This window comes from Enterobacter hormaechei ATCC 49162 (assembly GCF_001875655.1).
In the GTDB taxonomy this organism is placed as follows: Bacteria; Pseudomonadota; Gammaproteobacteria; order Enterobacterales; family Enterobacteriaceae; genus Enterobacter; species Enterobacter hormaechei.
The window spans coordinates 203,109-224,096 of the sequence record NZ_MKEQ01000001.1 but is presented as its reverse complement, the minus strand read 5'-3'; the positions used below and the strand labels follow the sequence as shown (position 1 = coordinate 224,096).

12 protein-coding genes are annotated in these 20,988 nt (G+C 59.0%); 2 read left to right on the top strand and 10 right to left on the bottom strand.

What is annotated here, in order from left to right; genetic code table 11:
• Positions 1–72: 72 nt before the first annotated feature.
• From narI to BH712_RS01155, 5 genes are all read right to left on the bottom strand, one after another.
• The gene (gene narI / locus BH712_RS01175) at positions 73–750 is read right to left on the bottom strand and encodes a respiratory nitrate reductase subunit gamma (RefSeq protein WP_006810894.1); all 678 of its coding nucleotides are present in this window, start codon (positions 748–750) and stop codon (positions 73–75) included.
• Entirely contained in the window at positions 750–1,460 is a 711-nt protein-coding gene (gene narJ, locus BH712_RS01170; protein WP_006810895.1) for a nitrate reductase molybdenum cofactor assembly chaperone, read from the bottom strand. The genes narI and narJ overlap by 1 nt, the downstream gene beginning before the upstream one ends.
• Positions 1,457–2,992, bottom strand: coding sequence for a nitrate reductase subunit beta (narH, locus tag BH712_RS01165; protein ID WP_006810896.1), 1,536 nt, complete (start codon positions 2,990–2,992; stop codon positions 1,457–1,459). Before narH ends, narJ begins: the two co-directional genes overlap by 4 nt.
• The gene (locus BH712_RS01160; RefSeq protein ID WP_006810897.1) at positions 2,989–6,732 is read right to left on the bottom strand and encodes a nitrate reductase subunit alpha; all 3,744 of its coding nucleotides are present in this window, start codon (positions 6,730–6,732) and stop codon (positions 2,989–2,991) included. The genes narH and BH712_RS01160 overlap by 4 nt, the downstream gene beginning before the upstream one ends.
• Before the next feature lie 382 nt (positions 6,733–7,114).
• Complete coding sequence (locus BH712_RS01155; RefSeq protein ID WP_032673873.1) at positions 7,115–8,512, bottom strand: NarK family nitrate/nitrite MFS transporter; 1,398 nt, start codon at positions 8,510–8,512, stop codon at positions 7,115–7,117.
• Positions 8,513–8,821: 309 nt separating this feature from the next.
• Between BH712_RS01155 and narX the strand changes: the two genes are divergently transcribed.
• Both narX and narL read left to right on the top strand, forming a co-directional pair.
• Positions 8,822–10,618, top strand: a complete 1,797-nt coding sequence (narX, locus tag BH712_RS01150) for a nitrate/nitrite two-component system sensor histidine kinase NarX (protein ID WP_032673874.1) — start codon at positions 8,822–8,824, stop codon at positions 10,616–10,618.
• Entirely contained in the window at positions 10,611–11,261 is a 651-nt protein-coding gene (narL, locus tag BH712_RS01145; RefSeq protein WP_003856701.1) for a two-component system response regulator NarL, read from the top strand. The genes narX and narL overlap by 8 nt, the downstream gene beginning before the upstream one ends.
• A gap of 1 nt (position 11,262) precedes the next feature.
• On the opposite strand, the gene BH712_RS01140 is transcribed toward narL, so the two are convergent.
• The 5 genes from BH712_RS01140 to ntrB all read right to left on the bottom strand — a co-directional run bounded on the left by BH712_RS01140 (position 11,263) and on the right by ntrB (position 20,988).
• Entirely contained in the window at positions 11,263–12,681 is a 1,419-nt protein-coding gene (locus tag BH712_RS01140; RefSeq protein WP_006810900.1) for a YchO/YchP family invasin, read from the bottom strand.
• A gap of 157 nt (positions 12,682–12,838) precedes the next feature.
• Complete coding sequence (locus tag BH712_RS01135) at positions 12,839–15,316, bottom strand: nitrate reductase (RefSeq protein ID WP_006810901.1); 2,478 nt, start codon at positions 15,314–15,316, stop codon at positions 12,839–12,841.
• Positions 15,313–19,299 carry a nitrite reductase large subunit NirB gene (gene nirB, locus BH712_RS01130; protein ID WP_006810902.1) on the bottom strand — a complete coding sequence of 1,329 codons (3,987 nt, stop codon included), beginning with the start codon at positions 19,297–19,299 and terminating at the stop codon, positions 15,313–15,315. The genes BH712_RS01135 and nirB overlap by 4 nt, the downstream gene beginning before the upstream one ends.
• Before the next feature lie 12 nt (positions 19,300–19,311).
• Positions 19,312–20,100 (bottom strand): ABC transporter ATP-binding protein, encoded by a 789-nt coding sequence (locus tag BH712_RS01120; protein ID WP_006810903.1) that lies wholly within the window; start codon positions 20,098–20,100, stop codon positions 19,312–19,314.
• A gap of 9 nt (positions 20,101–20,109) precedes the next feature.
• Positions 20,110–20,988, bottom strand: coding sequence for a nitrate ABC transporter permease (ntrB, locus tag BH712_RS01115; protein ID WP_006810904.1), 879 nt, complete (start codon positions 20,986–20,988; stop codon positions 20,110–20,112).

Genomic DNA, 20,988 nt, shown 5'->3' with positions numbered 1-20,988 from the left:
GACATCCGCACGAATCCCTGGCTCCAGGACAAAAAAAACCCCGCAAATGCGGGGTTGTATCACAACATCGAATCAGCGACGCGCGCGCACAATCTGATATTTGCGCGTCAGGTACTCCACCGGCGCGCTCCAGATGTGCACCAGGCGGGAGAACGGGAACAGCACAAACAGCGTCATCCCCAGCACCAGGTGAACGCGGAAGATAAACGCCACGCCGTCCAGATGCTCAGACGCTCCGCCGTGGAAGGTCACCACGGACTGCGCCCATCCCACCAGCTTCATCATTTCACTGCCGTCCATATGCTGTGCAGAGAACGGAATGGTCAGCAGGCCCAGCGCGCACTGCACCATCAGCAGGGAGAGGATCAGGATGTCCGCGCCCGTAGTGGTCGCCCGCACGCGTGGGCTGAACAGACGGCGTTTCAGCAGCAGCAGACCACCCACCAGGGTCATCACACCGCAGGCACCACCGGCGATCATCGCCATCTTCTGCTTCACTTCAATCGGCAGCCACGCTTCGTACATCCAGTGCGGCGTCAGCATCCCCAGGAAGTGACCGGCGAAAATCCCTAAAATCCCGATGTGGAACAGGTTAGACGCCAGGTTCATCCCTTTACGATCCAGCATCTGGCTGGAGGCAGCACGCCAGGTGTACTGGCCATAGTCATAACGCAGCCAGCTTCCCACCAGGAACACGGTGCCCGCGATATACGGGTAAATGTCAAAGAAGAACATATTCAGGAAGTGCATTAGTGCTGTCCTCCGTTAGAGATATTCAAATATTGCGGAGCCACCGCGCCGGCAAAACGACGCTGATGCGCTGAGATTTCAGATTCGCCACAGTTCTGGTCAGCAAAGAATTTCACCTGCTCCTCTTCCCAGACCGCATCCAGCGCTTGTGGGGTATCGTCACGGGCTTCATCCGCGATTTTTTCCGCCACCTTTTGACTGTCCACCGAGGCGTTAGCCAGTTTCACCAGCAGGTCGAACAGCACTACATAGCTGCTCTCACGTTGCTGGAGACGCGCGCCGAGCAACGCCAGAATGGGGGCGATGTCCTGCAACCCACCCAGTGCTTCCTCTTTCGGCAACTGTGCCAGATATTCCAGATACAGCGGCAGGTGATCCGGCAGCTCGCGGCTGTCGAGCTGCAAACCGTGCTGCTCGTACTGGGCCATCAGATCCACCATCGCCTGACCACGGTCGCGGGATTCACCGTGAACGTGTTCGAACAGCAGCAGAGACGTGGCACGACCCCGGTCAAACAGCTGGCTGTAGTCCGCCTGTGCATCGAGCAGATCGCGCGCCAGCAGGTCGCGGAGGAAAATGCCCAGCTTCTGGGCATCCTCTTTATCCAGATTTTCAGATGACGCGAGTGCATCAAAGAGTTCCTGCTGATGCTGCACAAGTGCAGCATCCGGGTACTCGAGCAGACGCGAAACAATGACGAGTTCAATCATTGGTGCGGCTCCGTTTTGCTGGTCACATCCATCGCGTCGATGCGGCGGCTGTTGAACAGGTTGAATTTACTGTCTGACCCGTGGCAACCATCGCCAAAGGTAAAGCCACACCCGCTTTTCTCCGGGAAGGCCTCGCGAGCCAGCTCGCGGTGGCTGCTCGGCACCACGAAACGATCTTCATAGTTAGCAATCGCCAGATAGCGGTACATCTCCTGCGCCTGCGCTTCGGTCAGACCAACTTCTTCCAGCGCGCGAGTATCGTTAACGCCATCAACGGTTTCTGCACGTTTGAAGTGACGCATCGCCAGCATACGTTTCAGTGCCAGCAGCACCGGCTGGGTATCCCCTGCGGTGAGCAGGTTCGCCAGGTACTGAACCGGGATACGCAGGCTTTCAACGTCCGGCAGGATGCCGTTGCTGCCCAGTTCACCCGCGTCCGCCGCAGACTGAATTGGAGACAGCGGCGGCACGTACCAGACCATCGGCAGCGTGCGGTATTCCGGGTGCAGCGGCAGGGCCAGCTTCCAGTCCATCGCCATTTTGTACACAGGGGACTGCTGCGCTGCGTCAATCACGCTCTGCGGAATACCGTCTTTCAGCGCCTGCTCAATCACCTTCGGATCGTTCGGATCGAGGAAGACGTCCAGCTGGCGCTGATACAGATCTTTCTCGTTCTCGGTGCTTGCGGCATTTTCAATCGCGTCCGCGTCGTACAGCAGCACGCCAAGGTAGCGGATACGGCCTACGCAGCTTTCCGAGCAGACGGTCGGCATACCGGCTTCGATACGCGGGTAGCAGAAGATGCACTTCTCAGACTTACCGCTCTTCCAGTTGAAGTAGATTTTCTTGTACGGGCAGCCGGTAATGCACATACGCCAGCCGCGGCACTTATCCTGGTCGATCAGGACGATACCGTCTTCTTCACGCTTGTAGATGGCGCCGCTTGGGCAGGTCGCTACGCACGCCGGGTTGAGGCAGTGCTCGCACAGGCGCGGCAGATACATCATGAAGGTGTTTTCGAACTGGCCGTACATCGCCTTCTGCATGTTTTCGAAGTTCTTGTCTTTGGCGCGTTTTTCGAACTCGCCGCCCAGAATTTCTTCCCAGTTTGGACCGCTGGTAATTTTGTCCATCCGCTGACCGGTGATCAGCGAACGAGGACGGGCGATCGGCTGGTGTTTGCTTTCCGGCGCGTTATGCAGGTTCTGGTAGTCGTAATCAAACGGCTCGTAGTAATCATCAATGCCCGGCAGATGCGGGTTAGCAAAGATTTTACCGAGCAGCATGGCGCGGTTACCCATGCGCGGTTGCAGTTTGCCGTTGATTTTACGGATCCAGCCGCCCTTCCACTTCTCCTGGTTTTCCCAGTCGGTCGGGAAGCCGGTGCCCGGCTTGCTTTCGACGTTGTTGAACCAGGCGTACTCCATACCTTCGCGGCTGGTCCAGACGTTTTTACAGGTGACCGAGCAGGTATGACAGCCGATGCATTTATCCAGATTCAGCACCATGCCGACTTGTGAACGAATTTTCATTTTACGCTCTCCTGTACCTGGTCATTACCTTCGCCATCTAACCAGTTAATATTCTTCATCTTACGTACCACCACGAACTCATCGCGGTTCGATCCTACGGTGCCGTAGTAGTTAAAGCCGTAGGCCAGCTGCGCATAGCCACCGATCATGTGGGTTGGCTTCGGCGTAATACGGGTCACGGAGTTGTGAATACCGCCGCGCTGCTCGGTGATCTCTGACCCCGGCAGGTTAACGATACGTTCCTGCGCGTGATACATCATGGTCATTCCGGCCGGGACACGCTGGCTCACCACCGCACGGGCCGTCAGGGCACCGTTGCTGTTGAACACTTCGATCCAGTCGTTATCTTCGATACCCAGATCTTTCGCATCTGCTTCGCTCATCCAGACAATCGGACCGCCGCGCGACAGGGTCAGCATCAGCAGGTTGTCGCTGTAGGTGGAGTGGATACCCCACTTCTGGTGCGGCGTCAGGAAGTTCAGCGCCTTCTCAGGATTACCGTTCGATTTCGCCCCCATCACCGCTTTCACGGAGCGGGTGTCAATTGGCGGACGGTAAACCAGCAGGCTTTCGCCGAAGTCACGCATCCACTGGTGATCCTGATACAGAGACTGACGGCCAGAAAGGGTGCGCCATGGGATCAGCTCGTGAACGTTGGTATAACCGGCGTTGTAAGACACATGCTCATCTTCAAGCCCTGACCAGGTCGGGCTGGAGATGATTTTGCGCGGCTGGGCCTGAATATCGCGGAAGCGGATTTTCTCTTCCTCTTTATTCTTCGCCAGATGCGTGTGGTCACGACCGGTAAATTCACTCAACGCCGCCCAGGCTTTCACCGCCACGTGGCCGTTGGTTTCCGGGGCCAGGGTCAGGATCATCTCTGCGGCATCAATCGCCGTGTTCAGCATTGGCTGGCCTTTGGCCGGGCCGTCTGCTTTGGTGTAATTGAGCTTGCGCAGCAGGTCCATTTCGCTCTGGGTGTTCCAGGCGATGCCTTTGCCGCCGTTACCGATTTTCTCCATCAGCGGACCGATAGAGGTAAAGCGCTCGTAGGTTGCCGGGTAATCACGTTCAACCGGAATAATGTGCGGTGCGGTCACACCCGGGATCAGGTCGCACTCGCCTTTTTTCCAGTCCTTCACGTCCAGCGGCTGCGCCAGTTCGGCAGCGGAGTCGTGCTGGATGGGCAGCGTCACCACGTCGGTCTCTTTGCCCAGGTGACCTACGCAGACTTCGGAGAATTTCTTCGCGATGTCTTTATAGATTTCCCAGTCGCTCTTTGATTCCCACGCCGGGTCAACGGCCGCGGACAGCGGATGAATAAACGGATGCATATCCGAGGTATTCATGTCGTCTTTTTCGTACCAGGTAGCAGTCGGCAGCACGATGTCGGAGTACAGGCAGGTACTGGACAGACGGAAGTCCAGCGTCACCACCAGATCCAGCTTGCCGTCGAGACCGTTATCTTTCCATTCCACCTCTTCCGGCTTCACGCCGCCCTGCTTGCCGAGATCTTTACCCTGAATACCGTTCTCGGTACCCAGCAGGTATTTCAGCATGTACTCGTGCCCTTTACCGGACGAGCCCAGCAGGTTGGAGCGCCAGATGAACAGGTTACGCGGATGGTTTTTACCGTTCTCCGGCTGTTCTGCCGCGAAGCGGATGGAGCCGTCTTTGAGGGATTTAACGGTGTAGTCCACCGGCGACATGCCCGCTTGCTTCGCCGCTTCCGCAATGCGCAGCGGGTTAGTGCCCAGCTGCGGCGCAGACGGCAGCCAGCCCATGCGTTCAGCGCGCACGTTGAAGTCAATCAGGTGGCCGCTGTAGCGTGATTTATCCGCCATCGGCGACAGCAGCTCCTGCGCGGTGACCGTCTCGTAGCGCCACTGGCTGGAGTGGTTATAGAAGTAGGAGGTGCTGTTCATGTGACGTGCCGGACGCTGCCAGTCGAGGGCAAACGCCAGCGGCTGCCAGCCGGTCTGCGGACGCAGTTTTTCCTGGCCCACGTAGTGCGCCCAGCCGCCGCCGCTCTGACCGACGCAGCCGCAGAAGATCAGCATGTTGATCAGCCCGCGATAGTTCATATCGAGGTGATACCAGTGGTTCAGACCGGCACCGACGATGATCATGGAGCGACCATGGGTTTTGTCGGCGTTTTCCCCAAATTCGCGGGCGATACGGGTGATCTGGGCGCGTGGCACACCGGTGATCTGCTCCGCCCAGGCCGGGGTGTAAGCCTTCACGTCGTCATAGCTGGTCGCGCAGTTTTCGTCGTTCAGACCGCGCTCCAGGCCGTAGTTCGCCATGGTCAGGTCATAGACCGTGGTGACCAGAGCGGTAGAACCATCGGCCAGTTGCAGGCGCTTCACCGGCAGTTTGTGCATCAGAACGTTTTGCAGCTCAACCTTGTTGAAGTGCTCGGAACCTTCGCCACCAAAGTACGGGAAGCCGACATCGGCGATCTCGTCCTGGCTGCCCAGCATGCTGAGGCGAAGTTCCGTCTCTTCACCGGTGGTGCCGTTACGCTGTTCCAGGTTCCATTTGCCTTTTTCGCCCCAGCGGAAACCGATAGAACCGTTTGGCGCCACCAGCTCGCCGTTGCTGTTGCAGGCGACCGTTTTCCACTCAGGGTTATTTTCCTGACCCAGCGCGTCCACCAGATCCGCGGCACGCAACATACGGCCCGCCGCATAATAGCCGTCACGCTCTTCAAGCATCACCAGCATTGGCATGTCGGTGTAGCGGCGCACGTAATCGGTGAAGTACTGGCTTGGCTTGTCGAGATGGAATTCACGCAGCATGACGTGGCCCATCGCCAGCGCCATTGCGGCATCGGTACCCTGTTTCGGTGCCAGCCACAGGTCGCACAGTTTGGCGATTTCGGCGTAGTCCGGGGTCACCGCGACGGTTTTGGTCCCTTTGTAACGGACTTCGGTGAAGAAGTGCGCGTCCGGGGTACGGGTCTGCGGAACGTTTGAGCCCCAGGCGATGATGTAGCTGGAGTTGTACCAGTCGGCGGACTCCGGCACATCTGTCTGTTCGCCCCAGGTTTGTGGCGACGCAGGCGGCAGGTCACAGTACCAGTCGTAGAAGCTCAGGCAGGTCCCGCCGATAAGCGAAAGATAGCGCGCGCCGGAGGCGTAAGAGACCATCGACATCGCCGGGATTGGCGAGAAGCCTGCCACGCGGTCAGGACCGTAAGTTTTCACGGTGTAGACGTTGGAGGCCGCAATCAGCTCGTTCACCTCTTTCCAGGAAGAGCGAACGAAGCCACCGCGACCACGCGCCTGCTTAAAGCTTTTCGCTTTGTCGGCATCTTCAATGATGGAGGCCCAGGCATCAACCGGATCGCTGTGCTGTACCTTCGCTTCGCGCCACATTTTCATCAGGCGTTTACGCATCAGCGGGTATTTCAGACGGTTGGCGCTATAGAGATACCAGGAGTAGCTGGCCCCACGCGGGCAGCCGCGCGGTTCATGGTTCGGCATATCCGGACGGGTACGCGGATAGTCGGTCTGCTGCATTTCCCAGGTCACCAGACCGTTTTTAACGAAAATCTTCCAGCTACATGAGCCAGTGCAGTTTACGCCGTGGGTAGAACGGACAACTTTGTCATGCTGCCAGCGTTGACGGTAACCGTCTTCCCAGTCCCGGTTGGTATCCAGAACCTGGCCGTGCCCATCGGCAAAAGTTTCACCCTTCTGTTTGAAGTAGCGAAACCGGTCCAAAAATTTGCTCATCGGGTATCTCCTGTATGGAGCCTGTGGCTCTCTAAATCGACATTGCTGATTTGCAGCGAAGGTAACGCTATGAAAGATGGTGAGAATTGATAACGATCAAGGCGGAGGGGGTCTCTGAGGGGGGGTATTAGATCAAATACCACCAAAGAGGTAGCCGTTAATATTTTTTAACTTTATGATTTATATAGATATATTTTATTTATCGTACAATAAGCGAGGCAAAATTTAACATCTTAGGTATTAAGGGGTAGAGACACCTGTAAAGCGATGGCGATCACAGCGTGACCTGCGTGCAACCTCTGTAAGAATCGTTAGTATGTTGTAACTATTGGGAGAATAAAAAAAAGCGCGGCACTCAGGCCGCGCAAACGGATAATCAAGCTTACTTATTTTTCTTGGTATTACGGCCATATACCAGCCACGTGATAACCACGCAGGCGATATAGAAGACGAGGAATACCTTCATTGCACCCGCCGGAGAGCCGGTCAGATCCAGTGAGATACCGAACGCTTTTGGAATGAAGAAGCCGCCAATTGCGCCAATCGCAGAGATAAACCCAAGCGCCGCAGCGGTATCGGTGGCGGCTTCACGCATCGCCTGCTCGTCGCTCCCGCCCTGCGCTTTCACGCGGTCCATGGTCAGCTTGCGGAAGATGACAGAGATCATCTGGAATGTAGACGCACTGCCCAGCCCAGCCGTCAGGAACAGCACCATGAAGACGCCGAAGAAGGCAAAGAAGTTACCGCCCTCACCACCCGCAGGCAACGTCAGGAACAGCAGCGCACAGAAGATCGCCATTACAACAAAGTTCACCAGCGTAACGCGCGTCCCACCCAGACGGTCGGAGATCATGCCGCCCAGCGAACGTGCCAGCGCACCAATAAACGGACCGAAGAAGGCAAACTGAAGGATCTGCACGTCCGGGAACTGGGTTTTCGACAGCATGGCAAAGCCTGCGGAGAAACCAATGAACGAGCCGAAGGTCGCCAGATACAGCAGCGCCATCACCCACAGGTGGCCGCGTTTCAGAACCGGCAGTTGCTCGCGCAGGGACGCTTTGGACGCGGACAGGTCGTTCATGAAGAACCACGCCGCCAGCGTAAAGACCACCAGGAACGGAACCCAAATCCAGGAGGCATTTTGCAGGAACAGCACAGAGCCGTCGGGCTGCGTCACACCGCCGCCACCAAAGGCTGCAAAGATAGAGACTGAGATCGCCAGCGGAGCAATCAGCTGCATCACGCTCACGCCCATGTTACCCAGACCACCGTTAATGCCCAGCGCGCCGCCCTGCTTCGCTTTCGGGAAGAAGAAGCTGATGTTTGCCATACTGGACGCAAAGTTCGCCCCGGCAAAACCGCACAGCAGAGAGATAATCACAAATACGCTAAACGGCGTGGAGGTATCCTGCACCGCAAAACCGAGCCACACGCACGGCACGATCATGATCCCGGTACTGAAAGCCGTCCAGCGACGACCGCCGAAGACAGGCACCATAAAGGCATAAGGGACGCGCAGCAGTGCGCCTGAAAGCGACGGCAACGCGGTCAACATAAACAGCTGATCGGTGGTAAAGGTAAAGCCCACTTTTGGCAGGTTAACCGCAACCGCACTGAACAACATCCAGACGCAAAACGCCAGTAACAGACATGGAACGGAAATCCACAGATTACGACTTGCTACACGGTGGCCGCGCTGTTGCCAGAACGCCGGATCCTCTGGACGCCAGTCTGTAATTACGGCACCAGTTTCCCTTTCGGGAGCGGAAGAGTGACTCATAGACACCTCTGATTCTCGAATGATGCTGCAAACATTAGGGCTTTAGAGCGGCGGTAAGTTGATATAAATCAAAGGAAAAGTGGGAGGTTTTGCGGCGAAAAAAAAGCCATCACTCTTAATGAGTAGATGCAAAACGTAAAAAAGGTGTGGTTTTTCACGGTGCTGAGGCATCCCTGCTTCGTCCACCCACTAACCGTTACCCCTCTGGCAATTTAGAGGTAATCCTTTATTGGTATGGGTATACTCCAGGGTATGCACCAGAATAGCGCCATTCCTGCAATCAGGTCACGTCAGGAGCCCGGCAACTCTATGTTAAAAAGATGTTTATCCCCGCTGACGCTGGTTAACCAGCTGGCGCTCATTGTTCTGCTGTCCACCGCAATTGGTGTGACCGGCATGGCTATTTCTGGCTGGCTGGTACAGGGTGTACAGGGTAATGCGCATGCCATCAACGAGGCAGGCTCGTTACGTATGCAGAGTTACCGGCTGCTGGCGTCGGTGCCGCTGACGCAGGCTGACCAATCGCTTATCGACGAAATGGAGCGTACCGCATTCAGCCCTGAGCTGGAAAGAGCCGCGATCCGTGACGGTCAGCAGTTGCAGCTTAAGGCGCTTCAGGGCTACTGGCATACCCAGCTGGAGCCCGGGTTAAAGCGGGCGAAAGATCGGGAAACGGTCGCCCAGGATGTCGCCGGGTTTGTGTCACGTATCGATCATCTTGTCTCCTCGTTCGATCGCACCACAGAGTTACGCATTGACCGTGTGGTGATGGTTCACCGCGCAATGGCGCTGTTTATGGGCTTACTGCTAATTTTCACGGTGATCTGGCTGCGCGCACGGTTGCTTAATCCCTGGAAACAACTGCTGGCAATGGCCCGCGCCGTCACCCAGCGCGATTTTACCCAACGCACGCACATCAGCGGACGCAACGAAATGGCGATGCTCGGCGAGGCGCTCAATACCATGTCGGCGGAGCTATCAGAAAGCTACGCGGTACTGGAAAAACGCGTCCAGGAGAAAACCGCCGGGCTTGAGCAGAAAAACGAGATCCTCTCTTTCCTGTGGCAGGCGAACCGCCGCCTGCATATGCAGGTCCCGCTTTGCGAGCGTCTCTCACCGGTACTGAACGGCCTGCAAAACCTGACGCTGCTCCACGATCTTGAGCTACGGGTTTACGACATCGAAGATGAGGAAAACCACCAGGAATTTACCTGCCAGTCGGATATCTCCTGCGACGATAAAGGGTGTCATCTGTGCCCGCGCGGGTTGCCTCCGCTCACCACCAGCGGCACAACCCTGAAGTGGCGGCTGATGGACGCCCACACCCAGTACGGTATTTTACTGGCAACCTTGCCTGCGGGGCGCCATCTCAGCCACGACCAGCAGCAGCTGGTGGATACGCTGGTTGAGCAGCTCACGGCCACGCTGGCGCTCGACCGTCACCAGGAAAAACAGCAGCAGTTGATCGTCATGGAGGAGCGCGCCACCATCGCCCGCGAGCTGCATGACTCCATTGCCCAGTCTCTCTCCTGCATGAAGATGCAGGTGAGCTGCCTGCAAATGCAGGACGAAGGGATGCCCGAAAGCAACAAAGCGTTGCTCAGCCAAATCCGCAACGAACTGAACACCTCGTGGATACAGCTTCGCGAGCTGCTGACCACCTTCCGTTTGCAGCTCACCGAGCCGGGGCTGCGCCCTGCGCTGGAATCCAGCTGTCAGGAATTTAGCGCCCGGCTGGGCTTCCCGGTGAAGCTGGATTACCAGCTTCCACCGCGTTTTGTCCCCTCTCACCAGGCGATCCATTTGCTGCAAATTGCCCGTGAAGCCCTGAGCAACGTGCTCAAGCATGCCGAAGCGACGGCCGTCACGGTGACCGTCAGTTGCCAGGACAATCAGGTCAAGCTCAGGGTTCAGGATAACGGCCGCGGCGTGCCGGAAAATGCCGAACGAACGAACCACTATGGTTTAATTATCATGCGAGACCGCGCGCAAAGCCTGCGCGGTGATTGCCAGGTTCGCCGGGGAGAGTCAGGTGGCACCGAAGTCGTGGTCACCTTTATACCCGAAAAGCCCCTCATAACTGCTCAAGGAGAAAACCATGACTAATCAGGAACCGGCATCTATCCTGTTGATTGACGATCATCCGATGCTGCGCACCGGCGTTAAACAGCTTGTCAGCATGGCGCCAGATATCACCGTCGTCGGGGAAGCCAGCAATGGCGAACAGGGTATTGAACTTGCCGAATCGCTCGATCCTGATTTGATCTTGCTCGATCTCAACATGCCGGGCATGAATGGCCTGGAAACCCTCGACAAGCTGCGGGAGAAATCCCTCTCTGGCCGGGTGGTGGTCTTTAGCGTTTCCAACCATGAAGAAGACGTGGTCACGGCCCTCAAGCGTGGGGCAGACGGCTATCTGCTGAAAGATATGGAGCCGGAAGATCTGCTCAAGGCGCTGCAACAGGCTGCCGCAGGCGAGATGGTGCTGAGTGAAGCGTTAACGCCGGTGCTGGCCGCCAGCCTGCGTGCGAACCGCGCCACGTCTGACCGTGACGTCAGCCAGTTGACCCCGCGCGAACGCGACATTCTGAAGCTGATTGCCCAGGGTCTGCCTAACAAAATGATCGCCCGACGTCTGGACATCACCGAGAGTACGGTCAAAGTGCATGTAAAACACATGCTGAAGAAAATGAAGCTAAAATCCCGCGTCGAAGCCGCCGTCTGGGTGCATCAGGAGCGCATTTTTTAACTTACTCATCCGGCAGCAACTTCCACCGTGGATCGTCGTCAGGCATTGCGACGAGCGGTTGCACCACGGAAAGCGTGATCTCATTGGAAGAGACACGCTGCCCATCCTTATCTTCCACCACGGCCGCGAGCCGCCATTCGTTTTTTGCCCCTTCCGCATCGTTCCAGGCGGGCATGATTACGCTCCAGCCATCGCTGCTATTGCTGTTTGTCGGAGAAGTCAGGCTCAGGGCCTGGGTATCACCCAGCCAGTGGATCTGACGGATACCGTGCGTGCTGCGAATTTGCAGCTTCAGCATGACAGTTTCGCCCGGTTTAAGATCCCACGGCGGCGTAGCCAGATATACAGAAAGGGTCTTACGCTGACGAAATTCCATGACCGGGAGATTATCGCGCTCGGGTGAATCATAGCGGCTGCCCCGCAGCGAGCGCGTCGCTGCCACTTCACCGGCGGAAAGCTGTTTCGCCAGCGGCACGCCAAAGCGATAGTTGAGTTTCAGCCCGAGGTTATTCTGGCTAACGCCGCTCTCCCCCTGCTTATGGGCAGCCGTCAGGGTGACCAGCGGAACGGGGGTATAGTTCAGCCCCAGGTTGACCGCCACCGGGTTGTGGTACCCCGTACCGCTGTTAAACAGATCGACGTTATCGCCAAAATACTGTTCAAAGCTGACGCTGGTGTTCAGATGATGAAACCAGGGAAGCCAGGCTTTGGCCGTCACGTCGTATCCGCGCGCCATGCGCTGCTCACGGATGTCGGAACGCGGCTGCCAGCCAGCGAACGGCTGGTAGTAATTGGCCGACAGACGCAGGTTTTCCCCCCACGCCTCAGCCCCCAATCCGGCACGTTGCAGGTTGTCTTCAAGCAAATTGTCGTAAAAAGTGTTGTAGCCCAACAGCCAGTCACCGGCAACCCAGCGCTGGCCTGCCCCGATGTTGCTCACCAGCCCGTCTGTCTGCTGCGTCAGGCCAAGCTGGCTCCAGCTCAGATAACGGCTGTTATCGTTCCAGGGGATAAACCAGCTTCCGCTGCTGCCGTTGAAGTTACCGTCGTCATCCACCAATACATTGACGTTGGCGTTCCCCCAGGGTGAAAGCCAGGATTCGATCTGCTCGTTAACCTCCCCGCTGACGGCATCCCGCACCTGACCAAACGCGAACTGTCGCGCCTGCTGCCCGGCCGTCAGGCCGTTATCGGTCATACTGGCTTCCCCGAAGGCTTTTGCCATTTCGGCCAGGTGCTTTTCACCTTCGCTGGTCGGTTGCGCCATACCCAGATCCGGCAGACTGTCGCCGTTGTTATCAAACGGATTTTGCGCCTGCTGCACGAAGGATTTCGGCGCACCGTGAACAGCTCCAGCCGTAAGAAGGGGGAGTAACAGAAGAAAACGGATGCGGGACGATACAGCCTTCAACGTCGTCAATCAGAACCTGTGTTTATGAACAAACACGTATTATGTTAACGCCATAAGCCCTGAAAACCAGTCTTAACGTAAATTTCAGGAATATCCTGAACAGAATTGTCGGGTGGCGGCCCGTAGGTCGGGTAAGGCAACGCCGCCACCCGACGCCCTTACACTCTTATCCAAACAGCCCTTTCAGCTCCGGCACACAGGAGCCGCAGTTCGTGCCGCAGCGCAGCTTCGCTCCCAGCGCTGCGGCAGAATCACAGCCTTCGGCTATCGCCTTACGTATCGTATTTTCACCCACGCTAAAGCAGCTACAGATAATTCGCCCGGGATCGGCACTTTCGCCTGGCCGTTGTCCGTGCAGCAGCGCATGGCGTTCAGCGATCTGTACGGGCGCAGCGGCGAAGGCGTCTTCAATAAACGCATGCGCCAGCGCTGGCAGCGTATGGCCCTCCCAGTAGCCCAGCATCAGCGCGCCGTGATGCCAGGCGAGCACGCTGCTGCGTTCACCCGTCTGTGCCACCTGTAGCTGCCAACCCCGACCGCTGGCATACTCCATCACCCACGACAACAACGGCCGATCCCCCGCCACCGTCAGACGTGAGGCCTTACGCCACCAGCAGACCGACGACGGCAACGCTGGCAGCTCGCGGGCATACAGTTCTCCCTGCCAGGCAGGTAGCCAGGGCATGATCCTCACCGCGGTTTGTTTACTCTCCGGCTGGCCGGAGCAGGCATCCACCCGCCCTTCCACCAGCGCATTGACCTTTCCCTGCCGGGCAAACTGCGCGTTCCAGTGCATCGGCGCAAACAGTTCTCCCGCACGCTGACAGGGGGAAATATGGACTCTGGCCACCATAACCCCGCGCGGGGAGCTTATCCGCGCCAGCTGGCCGTCCGTCAGCCCGGCGCGCGCCGCATCGGTTGCGTTCATCTCAACAACAGGCTCGTCGATATGCTGCATCAGGCGCGGAACATACCCCGTGCGCGTCATGGTGTGCCACTGATCGCGGATCCGCCCGGTGTTCAGTATCAGGGGATACAATTCGTCGACGCCTGCCCCATGCGAGGACGGGCTGACCGGAACGATCGTTCTTTGCGGGAAATCCCCCGCACACCACTGGTACGGCGCCAGCCCGTCCCACGCCTCTCGCGTCAGCGACGCCAGTTCGCGCAGATTCAGCGCCCGTTCGCCGTTATTTTCAAACGCCGTCAGCGCCGCATGTTCACAAAATATCTCCTGAGGATGCGCCCAGGCGAAGGCATCGCCATAGCCGAGTTGCTCGGCGATCCGGGCGATGATCCACCAGTCCGGTTTAGCCTCGCCCGGCGCTGGCAGAAAGGCGCGCTGGCGGGAGATACGGCGTTCAGAATTGGTCACCGTGCCGTTTTTCTCGCCCCAGCCCAGGGCGGGAAAACGAATATGGGCAAACCGGCTGGTGTCGGTCTCCTGCATCACCTCAGATACGATAACCAGCGGGCAGGTCGCCAGGGCCTGGCACACCGCGTGGCTGTCGGGAAGCGACACGGCAGGGTTGGTGCCCATGATCCACACCGCCTTCACCTCGCCGCGGGCGATGGCGTCAAACAGTTCCACCGCCATCAGACCCGGGGTCTGCGCCAGCCGTTCCGTTCCCCAGAAACGCGCCACCCGCGAGAGATCGTCCGGCTCGAAGTTCATGTGCGCTGCCAGCTGGTTCGCCAGCCCGCCCACTTCCCGCCCGCCCATGGCGTTTGGCTGTCCGGTCAGCGAAAACGGGCCGCAGCCCGGACGGTTGAACTTCCCGCTGGCAAGATGCACGTTAATGATGGCGTTACACTTGTCGCTGCCGCTGGAGGACTGGTTGACCCCCATGGTGTAAAGCGTAATGGCGCGAGGCGCGGTGACAAACCAGTCGTAGAAGGTGCCAGTCTCGTCTGAATGCAGATCGCAAAACGCCGCCACGCGGGCAATCGGCCACTCATCGGTGCCCTGAATCAGATTGAGCAACCCCACAAACAGCCCGGCGTCGCTGCCGGGCCTGAGCGCCAGATGCAGGTCAGCGATATCGCAGGTGGCGGTTTTACGCGGATCGATCACGACCACTTTCATCTGCGGATTGTTGTGTTTTGCCTGCACCAGCCGCTGATACAGCACCGGATGCGTCCAGGCCGCGTTTGATCCAACGAGTACCACCAGATCGCTGTTTTCCACATCCTCGTAGCTGCACGGCACCACGTCTTCACCGAAGGCGCGCTTGTAGCCCACCACCGCCGACGACATACACAGCCGCGAGTTGGTATCAATGTTCGCCGCCCCGATAAAGCCTTTCATCAGCTTGTTGGCGGCATAGTAATCCTCGGTCAACAGCTGGCCGGAGGCGTAAAACGCCACCGCCTGCGGCCCCCATTCGTTGATGATGTTCCGCAGCCGCTCACCCGCTTCGCCCAGCGCCTGCGGCCATTCCACCTCCAGGCCGTCGACAACCGGGCGCAACAGGCGTCCCTGCAACCCCGTGGTTTCCCCGAGGGCAGAGCCTTTTACGCACAGGCGACCGAAATTCGCAGGATGGGTTTCATCTCCGCGAATACTCACCTTTTCACCGTTTGTGCTGGCGACCACGCCGCAGCCCACACCGCAGTATGGGCACGTTGTCCGGGTTTCCGTCATGAGGCCTCCGCACGCATCACCAGCTCTTCATTTCCAACCCACACCCTGCCGTTTTCAATTTTTACTGGCCAGGCACGCACCGCAGGCGCCCCGCTCTCAGCCTGACACCCGTCGCGCAGACGAATACGTTGCTTGTAGAGCGGCGAGATCACCACCGGTTCACCCGCCGCATCGCCAAGGATGCCGCGCGAGAGCACGTTCGCGCGGCTGCCCGGCTCCCGATCGTCGAGGGCATAAACGGTTTTGCCAAAGCGGAACAGCGCAATCGGTTTGTGCCCAAGTTGCGCGCCGATGCCCGCCTGCTCCGGGATCTCGTCGATAGCGCAAATTTCCTGCCAGCGCTTGTTCTCCTCCCCGGCAGGGGCATTCACCGCGGTGCGGAACAGCGCCAGGCGATCGGGATCGTTAAGGGTGGTTTGCCACTCGCACTGGTAGGTCTCCACCACCCGGGCCATCTCCTGCTCCAGTTCGTGGGCGATGCCGAGGCTGTCGTTCAGGATCACCTCGCGCAGATAGTCTAGCCCGCCTTCCAGATTATCCATCCAGGTACTGGTGCGTTGCAGACGATCTGCCGTGCGAATGTAGAACATCAGGAACCGGTCAACGGTGCGGATCAGCGTTTCGTCGTCCAGATCGCTGGCGAAGAGATCTGCATGGCGCGGCTTCATCCCGCCGTTGCCGCACAGATAGAGGTTCCAGCCTTTGTCCGTGGCAATCACCCCCACGTCTTTGCTCTGCGCCTCCGCGCACTCGCGGGTACAGCCGGAGACCGCCATTTTGATTTTGTGCGGCGCGCGCAGGCCCTTGTAGCGGTGCTCCAGCCGGACCGCAAGGCCGGTGGAGTCCTGCACGCCGTAGCGACACCAGGTTGACCCGACGCAGGATTTCACCGTGCGCAGGGATTTCCCGTAGGCGTGCCCGGTCTCAAACCCGGCCTCCACCAGCGCCTGCCAGATCTCCGGCAACTGTTCGAGCGTGGCGCCAAACAGGTCAATACGCTGCCCGCCGGTGATTTTGCTGTACAGGCTATAGCGTTTCGCAATCTGGCCGATGGCGATCAGCCCGTCGGCGGTCACTTCCCCTGCGGGCATCCGCGGCACAATGGAGTACGTTCCGTCCTTCTGAATATTGGCGAAATAACGGTCGTTGGTGTCCTGCAACGGCAGGTGCGTCGGTTTCAGCAGATACTCGTTCCAGCAGGACGCCAGCACCGATCCCACCAGCGGCTTACAGATCTCGCACCCGTGCCCCTGACCGTAGCGGCTGATAAGCTGGTCGAAGGTGCGGATATGGTTGACGCGCACCAGGTGGTAAATCTCCTGACGCGAGTAAGGGAAGTGTTCGCAGATATCCTTTTTCACCTCCACGCCCTGCTCCGCAAGCTGGCACTCCATGACCTGCTTCACCAGCGCGCTACAGCCTCCGCATCCGGTTGCCGCTTTGGTGCACTGTTTAATGGCGCCGATATCCGTTGCGCCCGCGCTTACTGCCCGGCAGATATCCCCTTTGCTGACGTTATGACATGAACAGATCTGCGCGCTTTCCGGCAGCGCCGCCACGCCCAGCGCTTTCGGCGCGCTGCCTGACAGCGCGGGTAAAATCAGCGTTTCCGGCTCTTTTGGCAGACTGATGCCGTTGAGCATCATCTGCACCAGCGTGGCGTATTCGCTGGCATCCCCCACCAGCACGCCGCCCAGCAGGGTTTTGCCGTCGTGGCTGACCACAATTTTCTTGTAGATTTGCTGCGGGCCGTGCGTCCACTGGTAGCTCAGCGCCCCCGGCGTGCGGCCGTGAGCATCTCCGAACGAGGCCACGTCGACGCCGAGCAGCTTGAGTTTGGTACTCATATCCGCGCCGGTGAAGGTTTTATCTTCACCCGCGAGCGCGGCAGCGGCCACGCGCGCCATCTGGTAGCCCGGGGCCACGAGGCCAAAGATTTTCCCCTCCCACAGGGCGCATTCACCGATGGCAAGCACGTCGGGATCGGAGGTCCGGCAGCCGTCGTCAATACAGATCCCGCCGCGCTCACCTGTAGCCAGCCCGCTGCTGCGCGCCAGCGCGTCCTGCGGGCGAATACCGGCAGAAAAGACCACCATATCCGTTTCCAGCTGCTCGCCATCGGCAAAGCGCAGCACCAGCCCGCCGTCTGCGTTGGCAATCTCCGTCGTCGATTTACTGGTGTGTACCCCTACGCCCAGCGCCTCAATTTTCCTGCGCAGCATCGCCGCGCCGTCATTGTCGAGCTGCACCGCCATCAGATTCGGCGCAAACTCCACCACGTGGGTTTCCAGCCCGAGCTGTTTCAGGGCATTCGCCGCCTCCAGCCCCAGCAGGCCGCCGCCAATCACCACGCCGCGGCGAGAGCCTGCCGCATGGGCCGCAATGTTGTCCAGATCGTCAAGGGTGCGGTAGACAAAGCAGCCCGGGAGATCGTTGCCCGGCACGGGCGGGACGAACGGATATGAGCCGGTCGCCAGCACCAGCTTGTCCCAGTGGGTTTCATGCCCGCTGGCGGTACGCACTACGTGTGCATCACGATCGAGAGCGACGATCTGCTGCGAGAGGCGTAGCTCAATGCCGTTGTCGGCAAAGAAATCCCCCTCCACCAGCGAGAGTGAGTCCGCGCTGCGGCCGCCAAAATATTCCGACAGGTGCACGCGGTCATAGGCCGCATAGCGCTCTTCGCCAAAGACAATAATCTGATACTGCTGATGCAAATTGCGGTTAACGCAGTCTTCGAGGAAATGATGGCCGACCATACCGTGCCCAACCACCACCAGAGTAGGTTTTGTCATAGCGTTCTGTCCTGCAACCCGCGGTTGCGTAGTGAAACGATCGAACAGCCAGTCCGCGTGTGCGGGCGCAGCCGTTGCCAGTAAATCGGTAAAGGTTGCCGCGCTGCGGCAGTCGCCCATCAGCAGCACACCAGCCAGCGCCCCCTGATGGATCAGTAAACGTCGATAGTGACGGGTCAGCGGATCCCATGAACTCCAGACCACATCGTCCGCCTGCGCCGTCGCGCGTCCGAGGCTGAACAACTCCACGCCGGTCACCTTGAGGCGCACGCCGTTGTCGGTCAGGGTAAACGGCGCGGTGAATTCTCCGGCCAGCCGCGCGGCAAGAATATCCGCCTGCGCCAGACAGGGCGCGACCAGGCCGAACGTCTGGCCGTCAATTTCGCAGCACTCGCCGATGGCGTAGATATTCGGCACGGAGGTTTGCATTTGGCTATCCACCACAATGCCGCGCGCGCAGTGAATGCCGCTGGCCTGCGCCAGCGCAACGTTAGGTTGTACGCCCGTGGCCAGCACCACGCGCGTGGCGGTGATGCGGCGTCCGTTGAGCAGCGTCACGGCATCGTCCGTGATCGCCGTGATGCCGGAAGTAAGCTCACAGCGCACGCCCCGCGCCGCCAGCGCCTCTTCCAGCAACAGTCCCGCCTGCTGGTCCAGCTGCTGTTCCATCAGCCAGGGACCACGATGCACGAGAGTGACGTTGTCACCCTTGCATGCCAGCGCTGCCGCGGTCTCCACGCCGAGTACCCCGCCGCCCAGTACCACCGCCGGACCGGAGATGTTCTGAATAGCGCGGGTCTCTGCCAGAGTGCGAAAGGTGAATACATGCGGCGCATCGCCGCCGGGAACTGGCGGAACAAAGGGGGTTGAACCGGTGGCAAACACCAGCACATCCCAGCCAAGTTTACGAACGGAGGTTTGCACTTCCCGCGCGTTCACGTTAACGGCAATCGCTTTTTCGCCCCGCAGTACCGTCACGCCCCGTGCCGTGTACCAGTCTTCATCATGCAGATAAATGTGCTCCGCCTGCTTTTCACCGCCCAACACCGGCGAAAGCTGGATGCGGTTGTAGGCATGCTCCGGCTCGTCACCGATGACGGTGATAGCAAACCGACCGGAAGTACGCCCGCTGAGCGACGCTATCAGCCGGGTTGCCGCCATGCCATTACCGATAATGACCAGTCGCATCGTGCCCCCTCGTTACGCCGCTTTCGGCTGTTTTTCGTAGAGGAAATGGAGGATCTGCTGACGCATATGGTGATAGCGGCTGTCGTCCGCCAGCTGCACCCGGTTGCGCGGTCGCGGCAGATCGACGCGCAGGATCTCGCCGACGGTGGCCGCCGGGCCGTTGGTCATCATCAGCACGCGGTCAGAAAGCAGCACCGCCTCGTCCACGTCGTGGGTAATGAGCACGATGGTGGTGTTCAGCGCCTGCTGGATCTGCATCACCGAATCCTGAAGATGGGCGCGCGTCAGCGCATCGAGCGCGCCGAAGGGTTCATCCATCAGCAGCACTTTCGGCTTCATCGCCAGCGCGCGGGCGATCCCGACGCGCTGCTTCATGCCACCGGAGATCTCCCCCGGACGTTTATGCAGCGCGTGGCCCATCTGCACGCGGTCGAGGTTGTGCTCAATCCACTCTTTGCGCTCGGCCTTGCTCATGGTGTGACGGAAAACCTGATCCACCGCCAGCGCCACGTTGTCGAAGCAGGTCAGCCACGGCAGCAGCGAATGGTTCTGGAACACCACCGCGCGCTCTGGCCCCGGCCCGGCGATTTCGCGGTTGTCACAAATCAGCCCGCCTTCTGTCGGCAGCGTGATCCCGGCGATGAGGTTCAGCAGCGTCGATTTGCCGCAGCCGGAGTGACCAATCAGGCTGACGGTTTCGCCCTCGTGGATATCAAAAGAGACGTTTTGCAGCGCCAGAAACTCGCCGCTGGCGGTGGAAAAACGCTGGCTCACGGCCTGGACCTGAATTAACGGTTTCATGTTCACTCCTTATTTTTCCTGCCAGCTAAAGCGACGGGCGATCAGCATCAGCCCCTGCTCCAGCAGCAACCCGACCACGCCAATGATGACGATGGCGATGAGAATGTTTTCGACGTTGAGGTTGTTCCACTCATTCCAGATCCAGAAGCCAATGCCTAAACCTCCGGTGAGCATCTCGGCGGCGACAATCACCAGCCAGGCAATGCCAATGGAGAGGCGTACCCCGGTCAGCACCGCAGGCAGTACGGCGGGAAAAAGAATGCGACGCATGATGGTCCACTCTGAGAGTTGCAGTACGCGGGCCACGTTAAGGTAGTCCTGCGGGATACGGCGCACCCCTTCAGCGGTGTTAATGACCATCGGCCATATAGAGCAGATGAAAATGGTCCAGCTCGATGCAGGCTCCGCTTTCTGGAACAGCAGCAGGCCGATAGGCAGCCAGGCCAGCGGGCTGACCGGACGCAGGAGCGCGATCAGCGGGTTGAACATGCGTGAGAAAAAGGTGAATCGGCCAATCAAAAAGCCCAGCGGAATCCCCGCCAGCGCCGCCAGACCAAAGCCGATGGCGACGCGCTGCAACGACGCCAGCACGTTCCAGCCAATGCCCATATCGTTTGGCCCGTCGCGATAAAACGGATCGGCGAACAGGGTCATGGCCGAGTCGAGCGTACTGAGCGGCGTCGGGAAACCTTTACTGTTTATCGCTGCCAGCTGCCAGAGCAGCACCAGCAGGCCGAGACCGAGCAGCGCCGGGATGACGCGCTGTGAAAAATCGTTCATCCGGCGCGCAAATGCGGGCGTGCGGCGGCGAACCTGTACCGGAGGCAGGACAATCACTTCCCCGCTCTCTGACGTCTCTTGTGGTTTCGTCTTTTGCAAATGCTGCAT